12 protein-coding genes, 1 tRNA gene, 1 rRNA gene and 1 pseudogene are annotated in these 12117 nt (G+C 64.2%); 10 read left to right on the top strand and 5 right to left on the bottom strand.

Annotated features, from left to right (window positions below; translation table 11 throughout):
* Positions 1–69: 69 nt before the first annotated feature.
* Both rrf and SP5_RS09650 read left to right on the top strand, forming a co-directional pair.
* A 5S ribosomal RNA gene (gene rrf, locus SP5_RS09655) occupies positions 70–184 on the top strand.
* Between the two features lie 46 nt (positions 185–230).
* Positions 231–307 (top strand) — tRNA-Met (locus SP5_RS09650).
* Between the two features lie 265 nt (positions 308–572).
* On the opposite strand, the gene SP5_RS19765 is transcribed toward SP5_RS09650, so the two are convergent.
* Complete coding sequence (locus SP5_RS19765; protein WP_042487630.1) at positions 573–1028, bottom strand: hypothetical protein; 456 nt, start codon at positions 1026–1028, stop codon at positions 573–575.
* A 98-nt stretch (positions 1029–1126) separates the two neighbouring features.
* Between SP5_RS19765 and SP5_RS19960 the strand changes: the two are divergent.
* A pseudogene (locus SP5_RS19960) lies at positions 1127–1252 on the top strand (transposase); the annotation flags it as partial.
* A 74-nt stretch (positions 1253–1326) separates the two neighbouring features.
* On the opposite strand, the gene SP5_RS09640 reads toward SP5_RS19960, so the two are convergent.
* The 3 genes from SP5_RS09640 to SP5_RS09630 all read right to left on the bottom strand — a co-directional run bounded on the left by SP5_RS09640 (position 1327) and on the right by SP5_RS09630 (position 6448).
* Positions 1327–2445 carry an esterase-like activity of phytase family protein gene (locus tag SP5_RS09640; protein ID WP_245613453.1) on the bottom strand — a complete coding sequence of 373 codons (1119 nt, stop codon included), beginning with the start codon at positions 2443–2445 and terminating at the stop codon, positions 1327–1329.
* Positions 2446–2530: 85 nt separating this feature from the next.
* Complete coding sequence (locus SP5_RS09635) at positions 2531–5074, bottom strand: TonB-dependent receptor (RefSeq protein WP_042487627.1); 2544 nt, start codon at positions 5072–5074, stop codon at positions 2531–2533.
* A gap of 789 nt (positions 5075–5863) precedes the next feature.
* A complete protein-coding gene (locus SP5_RS09630; protein ID WP_042487625.1) occupies positions 5864–6448 on the bottom strand; it encodes a DUF4142 domain-containing protein in 585 nt (194 codons plus the stop codon).
* Positions 6449–6602: 154 nt separating this feature from the next.
* Here SP5_RS09630 and SP5_RS09625 point away from each other — a divergent pair, with 154 nt between their 5' ends.
* Positions 6603–7022: a DUF3597 family protein gene (locus SP5_RS09625; RefSeq protein ID WP_042487622.1), complete on the top strand. Its 420-nt coding sequence runs from the start codon at positions 6603–6605 to the stop codon at positions 7020–7022.
* Positions 7023–7070: 48 nt separating this feature from the next.
* Here the strand turns inward: SP5_RS09625 and SP5_RS09620 are convergent, their stop codons facing one another.
* Positions 7071–8255 (bottom strand): alpha/beta hydrolase-fold protein, encoded by a 1185-nt coding sequence (locus tag SP5_RS09620; protein WP_042487619.1) that lies wholly within the window; start codon positions 8253–8255, stop codon positions 7071–7073.
* Positions 8256–8579: 324 nt separating this feature from the next.
* Here SP5_RS09620 and SP5_RS09615 point away from each other — a divergent pair, with 324 nt between their 5' ends.
* From SP5_RS09615 to SP5_RS18760, 6 genes are all read left to right on the top strand, one after another.
* The gene (locus SP5_RS09615; RefSeq protein WP_042487616.1) at positions 8580–8900 is read left to right on the top strand and encodes a hypothetical protein; all 321 of its coding nucleotides are present in this window, start codon (positions 8580–8582) and stop codon (positions 8898–8900) included.
* A gap of 32 nt (positions 8901–8932) precedes the next feature.
* Entirely contained in the window at positions 8933–9310 is a 378-nt protein-coding gene (locus SP5_RS09610) for a CsbD family protein (RefSeq protein WP_042487613.1), read from the top strand.
* 11 nt (positions 9311–9321) lie between these two features.
* Positions 9322–10830 (top strand): PAS domain S-box protein, encoded by a 1509-nt coding sequence (locus tag SP5_RS09605; RefSeq protein WP_042487610.1) that lies wholly within the window; start codon positions 9322–9324, stop codon positions 10828–10830.
* Positions 10827–11009 (top strand): hypothetical protein, encoded by a 183-nt coding sequence (locus SP5_RS09600; RefSeq protein WP_042487607.1) that lies wholly within the window; start codon positions 10827–10829, stop codon positions 11007–11009. Before SP5_RS09605 ends, SP5_RS09600 begins: the two co-directional genes overlap by 4 nt.
* A gap of 2 nt (positions 11010–11011) precedes the next feature.
* The gene (locus SP5_RS09595; protein WP_042487604.1) at positions 11012–11893 is read left to right on the top strand and encodes a hypothetical protein; all 882 of its coding nucleotides are present in this window, start codon (positions 11012–11014) and stop codon (positions 11891–11893) included.
* 64 nt (positions 11894–11957) lie between these two features.
* Positions 11958–12104, top strand: a complete 147-nt coding sequence (locus SP5_RS18760) for an entericidin A/B family lipoprotein (RefSeq protein WP_084220636.1) — start codon at positions 11958–11960, stop codon at positions 12102–12104.
* The last annotated feature ends 13 nt before the right edge of the window (positions 12105–12117 follow it).

Raw genomic sequence — 12117 nt, 5'->3', positions numbered from 1 at the left:
GACATCCTCTCCTCGGGGTCCCCATCAAGTACCACTTGGTGGGGAAAACAGTATTCGCGGACTCTATTGCCTGGTGGCCATAGCGTCGGTGTCCCACCCGATCCCATCCCGAACTCGGCCGTGAAACCCGACTGCGCCAATGGTACTACTGCTCAAGCAGTGGAAGAGTAGGGCGTCGCCAGGCATTATAGTCCGCGTATACACAAAACCCATTCACAACCTCACACCCCCGCGGGGTGGAGCAGCCCGGTAGCTCGTCAGGCTCATAACCTGAAGGCCGCAGGTTCAAATCCTGCCCCCGCAACCATCGCTATAAAACCCGACACGCCGCCCCCAAGGGCGGCGTTGTCGTTTGCGCGCCTGGCAGGCTGGACGGGTGATCCAGCAGCCAGTTCCCCACTTCCGTACGCCTGTCGTCAATGATCGACGAAAGTCGGATGGGCGCCCAGCGGCTGATACCTAAAACTCATATCCTGGCGGCGCTCTATCGAACGATACATAAGTACGGCGTGAAGGCCGCGGATTGTGCGGTTTGGGGTGAGTGCGGCCAGTGCGGTGCGGTGGGCGGCGCGTCAGCGGAATCCGGGAAAGCCCGCGGCCAAACCGCAGGGCGGTGACATGCGCTCAGCCGCGACCGAGGCCAAGGCAGTGCGGATCTGGGCGCTGTACGAAGCGGCGTCCGATATCACCCTTGCCGAATTGCGCGTGGCGCTGGCCGACGAGGGGATCGCGGTGGCGGTATCGACGCTGTGGCGGTTCTTTGCGCGCCACGGGCATATGCGCAAAAAGAGACCGGCCATGCGCAGGCACAGGATCGCCCCGACGTCCTGAGCGCCCGCGAGGCCTGGTTCGACGGCCAACTCGACCTTGACCCGGAAAAGCTGGTCTTCGTCGACGAAACCGGTGCCAGCACGAAGATGGCGCGCCGCTACGGACGTGCCCCGCGTGGACAGCGGCTGCGCATGGCCGTGCCGCACGGCCACTGGAAGACAATTACCTTCGTCGGGGGCTTGCGCCAGCCAGGGCATGACCGCCCCGCTCGTGATCGATAGCCCGATGACCGGGGCGTGGTTCGCAGCCTGGGTCGCCCAGGTGCTCGTTCCGACGCTGAAAACCCGGCGATGTCGTGATCCTCGACCACCTGCCTGCCCACAAGAGCGCTGCGGCTCGAACGGCGATCGAGGAACGTAGTGCCCGGCTGCTCTTCCTTCCGCCCTATTCGTCCGACTTCAACCCGATCGAAAACGCCTCTGCCAAGCTGAAAGCGCTCCCGTGTAGAGCCTGGCCCATAGTGTATTCTTCCGCTCGCTTGCGGATAATGCACCATCAATCGCCGGGACCAAACATCGGGTTGCGCCACGCGAATGCGAGGAACTGGGACTCCTCGGCCTTGCTGAAATTGTCGTCCGCCTCAACAATAAGAGTTCGGCGACCATCCCGTAGTCTCGGCCCCCAGGCCATACCCTCAAGATTGTCGATTTTACGACCCTGATACCGCTCCGGCAGGTCGAGCAGCACCGCGCGGGTCATTGGGGCAGCCGGGCAGGATGTCAGTGCTGGACAGGACAGGATATCGGTCGTTCGATCGGCGATGCCCGACAGAACGATCCTGGCCATGACGCCCTTGCGCGCATCAAAGGGAAGGATGCGCTCGATCGACAAAAAATGCCGGTCGTCGATCGCCAGCAACTCGGATACGCTATATCGCCCGCCGGGTACCTCATACAGATATTGATGAAGCGGCTTGCCGCTTTTCGGGTCGAAGCTGGTCAGCCGGTGGCGCATGACCGTGTTGGATTCGCCATCGGCCTGGCCGTCCTGATAGGCGGGTGCCTCGTTAATCGCGTAGACTGTGCCCTGCGGCCCGACCGCCAATCCTTCGATCACCCCGTTTGACACCGCGCCGAGCGTTCGGTTGTCGTCGTAGAGATACGCAGCCGGCAGCGAAAAGCGGCGCAGGATGCGTCCCGTCGCATCGCTCTCATAGATGGCGGGTTGAACGCGCCGGGCGGGGTCGGCACTCCAAGTCCCCTCCGACGACCAATAGACGTTGTTTCCACGGGCATGACGAATAGCCTCGGGGTCGACCACCGAGCGATCGGTGGGGAATGGCGTGCCATGGGCGTCACGCAGCGACACCTGCCCGTTCAACCGCACCCGCATCCGGTGGCGCACCGGATCGAGCGTGATCGACAGCCGGTAAAAGCGTGGCGGCCGTCCGTCGCCCTTGTCGTCCGAAATGGCAAGATAGTCACCGCCAGGCAGGCGGTCGAGTCCGGACAATCCACCCACCGCGATGCCCTGAAGGCGAGTATCATGGGGGATCGCCGTCATGCCGATCAGTGTCAGCTCCGGGGCCTTGGCCTGCTCCGCCATGGAGGATGCTTGCACGAACCCGGCCGCCAGCATCGCCACCACACCCCGTATCGTCTTGCGCGTCATCATCTGTTCCCCCGCCTCATGACCAAAGTCCGGACGCAACGGGGCTTTCGCGCCGTTGCGTCCGGGCCGTTCCGTTCCGAAGATTGTATCAGAACTGGAAATGGACGCTTGCGATCAGCGTGCGCGGATTGCCGAAATTGAAGAAGCCGCCATTGCTCGTGGCCGTGCCCAGATTGGAAAAATAGGCCTTGTTGAGCAGGTTGACGACGTTCAGCTGGATATAGGTCTTTTTCAGGCCGACCCAGTCCATGCCGATCTGGGCATCCAGATCAACCAGCGTATAGCCCGCCGCCTTCACGTCGTTGACATCGGTCACGAAGCGGTCGCCGACATGCTTGGCCGACAGTCCGATCACGCCGAACGGCAGGTTGACCTGCGCCCGGCCGCCATATTGCCAGTTGGGCGTATCGACCAACGACTTGCCCTTCGTCGCAATGGCCACTTTGCCCGTCGCGGCGTTCATGACATCGTCCTTCAGCGTGGCGGTCATGTAAGACGTGAAGCCGTAGAGCGACAGCCATTTGGTCGGACTGATCGACAGCGAGGCATCGATGCCCTTGCTGTCGACCGCGCCGACATTGCGCGCGGTGCTGATCGTCCCGCCGCCCTCTACCGGGGTAGTCACGTTGACGATGCGATTGTCGTAATGGATGTACCAGCCGCCCAGCTGCGCCTGCGCGATCCCCATGGTGTAGCGAAGACCGAGATCATAGGAGTCGGTCCGCTCGGGCCTTGCCTCATCGCCGAGCGGGCGAACGACCTTGTCGTCATAGGCATAGACTTCGGTGCTCGGCGCAGAGAAGCCCTTGGTATAGCTGCTGAACAGGCTGAGCACCGGCGTCATCTGCCAGGTCAGGCCGACATTGGGCAGGAGCGCGCGATATTCCTTGATGCGACCCGTATAGGGCGGCGCGAATTTCGCGGTCCGGCTGTCGGCCTGGACCTGCGCCTGGGTCTGCGACGTACAATAGGCTTCGTTGCTGCTGCCCGGAATGGTGTAGCAGTAATTGTTCATGTTGCGCCGGAACAGCGCGGCGCGCAGGCCAACCGTCAGCGATAGGGAATCGTCGAATGGCTTGCCGCGATATTCGCCCGACAGCTGATGCAGGATCGAATAGGTCAGGCGATGGCGCTTGTTGAGCCCATGACCGGCTGCATCCAGCATCGCATGGGGATTGCTGACATCGCTCGTGCTGAAGGGCAGCCAGGGCGTACCATCGGGGCGCAGATAGCTGGCCTCGCCAGTCTGCAGCGTCCGGGCGCGATCCCAGGTATAGGCCAGGCGCAGAAGGTTGTTCGGATCGATATCATACCGTAGGCCCGCGATCGCGATCAGGCGGTTGGTCAGGGTATTGGACGGGTAATAGGCGCGGACATAGTCCAGCGTATCGCCATCGCCGTTGAGATCGCGGCCTTTGGCAACGCCCGCCCCGATGCGCCCGAACTGGTTGCCATTGGCCCCCTTTGTGCCCGCATTGGCGTCGCTTTCGGCAAACACCGTCGAACCGCCGCCATTGGCGCGGGTATAGGTATAGCCGCCATCCAACGAGAAGGTCACGCGGTCCGTCAGGGTGAACAGACTGTTGAATCGGAGATTGCCGGTATCGACCGGGTTCAGGCCGATCTGCCGCGTATTGGTGCAGCTCGACCGGTCGTCCTGTACCGTGCCGTTCGCGGCCTGAAGCTGCGACGGAAGCGCACAGATGGGGCTTTTAAGATAGCTGTTGCTCTGGTCGGCGAACAGCTTGTCGAACTGGGCACGGGTCAGGTCGACCCGAACCGGCCCGTTCGTGGATGCCGGATAGGGATTGCCGAGCACGCTGTTGATGTTGGCGAGCGAGGGCGTGCCATAGCCGTTGTTGCGATGTTGGTACCAGAAGCCGGCAAGGGACAGGAAGTCCTTGCCACCCAGAGGCTGATAGATCCGCGCATTATATTGGCTCTTGCGGACATTGGCGTAGCGATAGAGATCGTAGCTCTGGCTGCTGGCCGAAACCCAGGCGCGCGTCCCGCTGGACGTCAGATCACCCGTGTTGATCAGGCCGAAGACGCGGTTCATGTTGCCGCTGCCATGCGAATAGACCGCCGTCGCGCTCATTGCCTCGGTCGGCAGGATCGTGCGGTAATTGACCGTACCGCCCGCCGCGCTGGCCGTCGGCGAGTCCACATCGGTCGACCCGAAATTGACGTTGACCGATTGGACCAGTTCGGGATCGATCTGCTGGTTGGCATAGATGGCATAATTGCCCGCATCGTTCAGCGGCAGGCCGTCAAAGGTAAAGGCGATGCGGCTGGCGTCGAAGCCACGCATGCGAATGCCGCCGCCATTGCCGCCATAAGGGTCGCCCGCGACATAGTTGACGCCGGGCACCAGGTTGATCGCGTTGAAGATCGACTGTCCCGGCACGGTGTGCTCGATATAGTCCTGCGTCACGATCGCACGCGCCTTGGGCGAGTTGGGCAGTTCCATGACCACGGACTTGCGCACCCGCTGGGCCGTCACGACGACATCGTCCTTGGCCTGATCTTCGGCGGCGATTGTGCCAGCCGTCTGGGCAAGTGCCATTTGGGGGATCAGGGCGCACAGGCAAACGCCACCGATACCGGCCAAGCCGGTCCAGTTCTTGTTCAACTATTCCTCCATGGGAGATTTGGGAGAAGGTCTCCTTATGACCAAGGTTTTTCACATATGTGACAATGTTCACATGCAAATGTGATCGAGCTGAGGCGTCTGCGCTTTCAGCACGCCTGCGCCATCTGACCTGATGGAATCCGGTCAACCGCAGCAGGCCGGCATCGTCCGAACGAACGCCTGCTCCCGGAAGGTACGAGTGTGAGCGTGAATGACCGTTTCTGGATCATGCCGCAGCGAAAGGGCAGGAAGCCCCCCCGACGACATCAATGTGGCAGAGTGGAGGTGTTACACCGCTGAGGGAGACGTCCCTGTCAGAGGTTGCCACGACCGGTCTGGATATCGTCGAACAAGATTTCTACGCGCATGGGTCTTGCGCGTCGCAACTGGCTGCCAACTATCGCGTGATATGCGATCTGATGCTGCGGCTCAGCGCACGTTTCTGTCAGTTTGACGTGTTGGCACCCAACACGTCGCCCCCACCGGCGGCGTTGTTGTTTACGGCTTACGCCACCAGTTGCCGAAACATTCATCCGCAGGATGGATGAGCCGCAAACTGTTCATCTGAAAGCGGGGAATAGCCATATACCCGCCCAGGGCCTTCGCCTTCATTCAGGCAGAACGACGGTTTCAGGCAGCACGACCCGACGACCCGATTGACAAAGGCTTCCCGGCCCTGGTTATCCAGATGCGACCCTCGCGTCCCAGAAGCAGCGGGATGGACATGGCAATTGCCATGCCCATCCCTCGGGGCGATCCGTGACTCGATAATGCCGGAGGCCGATCGCGTTACGCCTTCAGACCCTTCGCCATGTTCAGATGCGCCGTCACGGTCGGGATCAAATCGCTTGCGAAGCTCTTGAGCGCCGGGGCGTCACCCGTCGCCGCATACCCCTTCAGCGCATCCAGCGTTTGCTGGTGGCCCGATGTCTGGGCCGCGATATAGGCCTGGTCGAAGGCGGTCCCCTTCAGCGACTTCAACTGGTCCAGTGTGGCCTGCTGCTGCGCGTTCAGCGTCGCGTCCGGCGTGAGCGCCGGCGTCATCCCGGCGGACAACGCCTTCAGCTTCGCGGTCGAGCCGGTATGGGCGTCGATCATCTTCTGCGCATAGGACTTCACCGAGGCCGAAGCACCATTGGTCAGCGCGAGCCTGGACGTCTCGATCTCGAAGGCGTCGCTCGCCGCGGCCGTGTTCACGAAGCTCTGCGCCGCACCCATGGCGGGGGTTTGCGCCGGGGCGGGCGCGGACGCGTCCGCCTGGTTGTACGTATCGGCACTGTTCATCGCGGCGGTCGACGCATTGTCCTGCTTCTGACCACAGGCGGCCAGCGCAAGCAGGGCAGTGGTGGCGATGAGGGTCGAACGGATAGTCATGGCAAACCCCTGAAAAGACGACACAGATGCTGTCTAAGCGTCTGTCGGGCGATGACGTTCCCGCACCGGCCGTCTCGCCGGGAGAGTGGACCCGCAGCGCGCTTGCGTCGTTGAAGCGGACATCGTCGCATCCGACCAGCGAAGGAACCATCCGATGAGCATTTTCGGCAATATCCTGAACAAGATATTCCACCATGGCAGCAAGGCCGAAGCCGCGCCTGCGCCGTCACCCGCTCCGGCCCAGGCGCAACCCGCACCGGCCGCGGCTGCCGAACCGGCTCCGGCTCCCGCCGCCGTCCCGACCCCGGCGGCGCAGAATGTCGATGTCGGCGCGGTCCTGTCGGAAATGGCATCGATGAAGGGCGGCGGGGGCAATTATCAAAGCTCGATCGTCGATCTGCTGAAGCTGCTCGATCTGGATTCGAGCCTGTCGGCGCGCAAGGAACTGGCCGACGAACTGGGCGTGCATGCCGCCGAGGACGGCTCGGCCGAGCAAAATATCGCGCTTCACAAGGCAGTGATGGCCAAGCTGGCCGAAAATGGCGGGATCGTGCCCGACAGCCTGCGCAACTAAAATGACGGACAGAGGGCGGCGGCCCGAGCGACCGCCGCCCCCTTTTCGTCAGTCCCGGAACAGCAGAGGCGCCATCGCCTGAAGGCTGCGCCGCCACGTCTGGAATTCGTGGCCCGTATTCGGCGAGACGTAGAAGACGTTCCTGATCCCCGCCGCCGTCAGTGCGGCCGCATTCGCGCGTGGATCGCTGCGCGGGCCACCGGGCGGGCCGCTGCGCCCACCCTCCAGTTCACGGCTGCCGAAGCTGACGAAGGTCAATTTCACCTTGTCACGATAGCCCGGCCACGCCTTCACATCGTCGGGCGCCACGGTCCCGCCGCTCAGCAGGCCGATATAGGCGAAACGATCGAGATGCCTGGGGGCGATCAGCTTGGTCTCGAAGCCGCCCATCGACAGCCCGGCCATGGCGCGGTGGCGCTGGTCGGACAGGGTGCGATAATGCCCGTCGATATAGGGGATCAGTTCGTCCAGCAGCACGGTCTGGAACGGGCGGATGTCGAAACTCGCCAATCCGCCGGGCGCACCGGGGCGGATGTCGTTGGTCATGCCATAGGTCATGACGATCAGGAACGGGCGCGTCTTTCCGGCCGCGATCAGATTGTCCATGATGAGGTTGGCATGGCCCTGGTTGGACCAGGCCGTCTCGTCCTCGCCCCAGCCATGCTGGAGATACAGCACCGGAAAACGATCGCGCGTGTTCCGGTCATAGCCGGGCGGTGTGTAGACAAAGGCGCGTCGCTGCGTCCCCGTGCTGGGCGAGGGGAACAGGATCCGTTCGACCCGGCCATGCGGCACATCCTTCAGCGCATAGAAGTCCGCGTCATGCGCCGGGATCTCGATGCCGCTCTCCCAGCGGGTCGAGCCATAGAAGTTCAGCGTCCCGGGATCGTTGAAGGTGCCGCCATCGACCGTCAGGTGGTAATAATGAAATCCCTCGTCGAGTGGTCCCTCCGACGTTCCGGTCCAGCTGCCGTCGGGGCCTTTGCTCAGCACGGTGCCGCCGCGTCCGCCCAGGCCCAGGCTGACCTTTACCGCCCTGGCATCGGGAGCGGTGATGCGGAAACGCGCATAGCCCTGCGAATTGACCTGTGGATAGGACTGGCCCGGCTGGTTGAGCGACGAGGGACGGAAATCCTCGATCACCGCCGATGGGCTGGTCGGCGGCGTGGTCTGAGCAGGGGCCATGGATGTGGCCGTCATCGCCGTGATGGCAGCCGCCAGCAGGATCTTCATCGATCGTCCTCCCTCGTCATCCGTTGGTTCATTTCGACCATGCCGGAGCCGATATGGTGCCGTTTATAACCGGACCAGACAAGGCGCACCGGAAGAAAATGATGAGAAGACAGTGGCTTGTGGATGAAATCCTTTGCGGTGCCGCCAGGCCCGACGATGGGATGATAGCGCGGACATCCCGGCCCATGGGCCGACCGCCGTCGTCCATCTGGTAGAAGACTACCAACCATTGCCGCAAAAATACCAGGAACGGCTTAATTTATCATAAGTTGTACCCGGCCAGATCGGTCGCATTCTTGCCGCCGGTCGCATGGGAGCAACCGGATGGCCAAGATCCTCGCAAGCATCGGCATCGCGCTCGTCGCGGTGGCATGCACCCCGCCTTCGACGCGGATCGCCACCGGGCTGGAGCGCTATGGCCTCGACAGCCAGCGTTCCACCTGTGTCGGCCAGCGGCTGGAGCGCAACCTGTCGCTGGGGCAGCTGCAACAGCTGGGCAATGCCGCCGCGGCCTATCGCCGTGACGATCCCAATCCCGGCCAGTTGACCGCAGGGGATCTGATCCGGGTCGCGGGCGAGATCAAGGACCCCAAGATCGCGCTGGAAGTCGGCAAGGCGGCCGCCACCTGCGGCGTGGCTCCCTGACACCCTTTCCCTTTCATTTTCGGAGACGAACGATGAACAAGCATGAACTGCACGGCAATGCGCGCCATTTCGGTGGCAAGGTGGAAAAGGCGATCGGCGATGCGGTCGACAGCCGCGACTGGAAGGTGGCGGGCGTCACCGATCAGGTCGCGGGCAGCGCCGAGCATCTGTTCGGTCGTGCCCAGTCGGTCGCGGGCGAGGTCGCCGACGCGACGCCCAGCCTGATCGAGGAAGCGCGCGAGCGGATCGGCGACGCCACCGACCGCTCGGTCGCGGCCGCGCGTCGCGGCTCGGAAAAGGCCGTGGATGCGGTGCGCGCCAATAACGGCAATAACGGCGTGGTCTGGGCCATCGCCGCGGCGCTGGGCGGCTATGCGCTCGCCGCGCTGATCCACGGACGCCGGGACTAAGGACGGGCGCCTTGGCCCCCTCGCTCGCCACCCTGCGGGACACCGTCGACCTCCGGCACCTGCGACAGATCGTCGCGGGGCTGGACGAGGGGGTGATCCTGGTCGATCCCGACCAGAGCCTGCTCTGGGCGAACGATGCCGCGCTGGCGATGCACGGGGTCGAGCGCCTGGAGCAGCTGGGCCGCACGGTGGACGAGTATCGCAGCCGCTTCCGCCTGCGCTACCGCAACAACCATCGGCTGGAGGCCGACGATTATCCGGTCGAGCGGGTCGCGGCGGGCGAGTCCTTTTCCGAGGTCGTGGTCGAGGTCGCGGTCGAGGGCGAGAAGGACCCGCGCTGGGTCCATCAGGTGCGCAGCCTGGTCCTGAACGATCGCGATGACGGCGAGCCGACCTGCGTCGTCCTGGTCATTCAGGACGTCACCGCCCGCTATGAGGCGGAGGACCGGTTCGAACAGTCGTTCAATGCCAACCCGGCGCCCGCGATCATCTGTCGCCTGGCCGATCTGCGCTTCGTCAAGGTCAACCAGGGCTTTGTCGAGATGACGGGCTATGCCCGCGATCAGATATTGTGCCGCACCGTCTATGACATTGACGTGCTGCGCGGGGCCGAGCGGCAGGAACTGGCGAAGGAGCGGCTGGCCGAGGGGCGGACGATTCCGCAGATGGAGGCGGAACTGGCGCTGCCGGGCGGCGGGACCAAGCTGGTCATCGTGGCGGGCCAGCCGATCGACATGGGCGACGAGCCCTGCATGTTGTTCACCTTCGCCGATCTGGAGCCGCGCCGAAAGGCCGAGTCGGCGCTGCGCCATAGCGAGGAGCGGTTCACCCGTACCTTCCAGATGGCGCCGGTGCCGATGGCGATCGGCGCGCGCGACGGCCATGTGCTGTGCGAGGTCAATGCCAGCTTCGCCGAACTGACCGGATATGGCACGACCGAGATCATCGGGCGCTCGCTGGCGGATGTCGGGCTGTGGGCGAACGACGCGGCCCAGGCCGAGATCGAGGCGGCGATCGACGATGGCCGCGACCTGCGCGGGGTCGAGGCGCGGATCGTCGCCAAGGACGGCGGGTGCAGCGACTGTCTGGTGTCGACCGAGCTGATCACGCTGGGCGGCGATACCTGCGTCCTCTGGGCATTTCAGGATATCACCCAGCGCAAGGCGACCGAGCTGGAGCTGGTCGAGGCGATCGACGCGGTGATGAAGGATACCAGCTGGTTCAGCCGGTCGATCATGGACAAGCTGGCCCGGTTGCGCGCGCCGCAGGACGAACTGGGCGGCGCGAGCCTGGACGACCTGACCGCACGCGAGCGCGAGGTGCTGGGCCTGATCTGCCGGGGCATGGACGACAAGAGCATTGCGCGGGCGCTGGGCGTGTCGGGCAATACCGTGCGCAACCATGTCGCGCGCATCTACGCCAAGATCGGCGTGAACCGCCGTACCGCCGCCGCCGCCTGGGCGCATGCCCGCGGCTTCGATGGCGAGGGTGTGCTGGGGCGACGGGAGATGCCGTCATGACGGACAAGACTTTCAAGGATCCGGTCGATCGCGTGCGTCACGCCAAGGGTGCGGCACGCGAGACGATCGGGAAGCTGATCGGCGACGACACCGCCATCAGCCAGGGGCGCAAGGAACAGGAGGCGGCGGCCCGGCCCAAAACGGCCGGTCCCGCCCAAGAACCGAAAGAACAGGAGTGAATATGGCTACGCATGTAACGCCCGGCTATGCGCCGGTGGAAGAGGGGGCGATCGTCCGTGGGACCCGTCGCATTTCGTGGGGCGCGATCTTCGCCGGTGTGGTGATCGCCGTCGCGGTCCAGCTGGTGATGGGCATTCTTGGCACCGGCATCGGCCTGTCGATGGTTGATCCGGTCCAGGGGGCGACGCCTGGCGCGGCGGGCTTCGGCATCGGCGCCGGAATCTACTGGCTGATCACCACGATCGTCGCGCTGGGCGCGGGCGGCTATGCCGCGGCGCGCATGTCGGGCGTGACCGAGAAGTTCGACGCGCTGGTCCATGGGCTGGTCGTGTGGGGCGTCACGCTGATCCTGACCCTGTATCTGCTGACCTCGGCGGTCGGTGGGATCATCGGTGGTGCGTTCCGTACCCTGGGTTCGGTGGCGGGGGCCGCCGGTTCGACCGTGGGCGCCGCTGCTCCCAAGGTGGCGCAGGTTGCCGGTGTCGATGAAACCGACGTGCGTTCCGAGGCCGCCAAGTATCTGACCGACACGCCCGCCGATCCGGCGCAGATGACCCCGGAACAGGCGCAGAAGGAAATCGCCAAGCAGCTGCCCGCCATGGCGCGTGGTGGTGCGGATGGCGCACGGGCCGAATCGCGCGTGGTCGACATCGTCGCCGCGCAGCGCAAGATCAGCCGTGACCAGGCACAGGCCCAGGTGAATCAGGCCAAAGCCGATTTCGTCCAGACCAAGAACGAAGCCGTCGCCCAGGCCAAGCAGGCCGCCGATGCCGCCGCCGGGGCCGGTGCGAAGACCTCGTTCATCCTGGTGCTTGCGCTGTTGATCGGTGCCGGTGCCTCCGCCTTTGGTGCAACGGCGGCCAGCCGCCGTCGTCTGCGCTGAGTGCCCGCGGCGGGCCAGCGTATCAGGCCCGCCGCACCCCCCTTTTTTGGAAGAGGAGATCGACATGACCAGGAAGATCGCTCTGGGTGCTACCCTGTTCGCCCTGCTGACCCTGTCGGCCTGCAACACCGTGAACGGCGCGGGCCGCGACCTGCGCTCGGCCGGGTCCGCGATTTCGGACGCGTCGGGCGAGAGCAAGCCGAAGAAGTAAGACCCTAACTATT

Source organism: Sphingomonas parapaucimobilis NBRC 15100 (assembly GCF_000787715.1).
GTDB lineage: Bacteria > Pseudomonadota > Alphaproteobacteria > Sphingomonadales > Sphingomonadaceae > Sphingomonas > Sphingomonas parapaucimobilis.
The sequence above is the reverse complement of the archived record's forward strand: the minus strand, read 5'-3'. Positions and strand labels throughout refer to the sequence as shown.

Bases quoted from the DNA above. Each gene is read 5' to 3' on its own strand.
- SP5_RS19765 (WP_042487630.1), bottom strand. From the start codon at position 1,028: ATGCCCTGGCTGGCGCAAGCCCCCGACGAAGGTAATTGTCTTCCAGTG.
- SP5_RS09640 (WP_245613453.1), bottom strand. From the start codon at position 2,445: ATGATGACGCGCAAGACGATACGGGGTGTGGTGGCGATGCTGGCGGCC.
- SP5_RS09630 (WP_042487625.1), bottom strand. From the start codon at position 6,448: ATGACTATCCGTTCGACCCTCATCGCCACCACTGCCCTGCTTGCGCTG.
- SP5_RS09625 (WP_042487622.1), top strand. From the start codon at position 6,603: ATGAGCATTTTCGGCAATATCCTGAACAAGATATTCCACCATGGCAGC.
- SP5_RS09620 (WP_042487619.1), bottom strand. From the start codon at position 8,255: ATGAAGATCCTGCTGGCGGCTGCCATCACGGCGATGACGGCCACATCC.
- SP5_RS09615 (WP_042487616.1), top strand. From the start codon at position 8,580: ATGGCCAAGATCCTCGCAAGCATCGGCATCGCGCTCGTCGCGGTGGCA.
- SP5_RS09610 (WP_042487613.1), top strand. From the start codon at position 8,933: ATGAACAAGCATGAACTGCACGGCAATGCGCGCCATTTCGGTGGCAAG.
- SP5_RS09600 (WP_042487607.1), top strand. From the start codon at position 10,827: ATGACGGACAAGACTTTCAAGGATCCGGTCGATCGCGTGCGTCACGCC.
- SP5_RS09595 (WP_042487604.1), top strand. From the start codon at position 11,012: ATGGCTACGCATGTAACGCCCGGCTATGCGCCGGTGGAAGAGGGGGCG.
- SP5_RS18760 (WP_084220636.1), top strand. From the start codon at position 11,958: ATGACCAGGAAGATCGCTCTGGGTGCTACCCTGTTCGCCCTGCTGACC.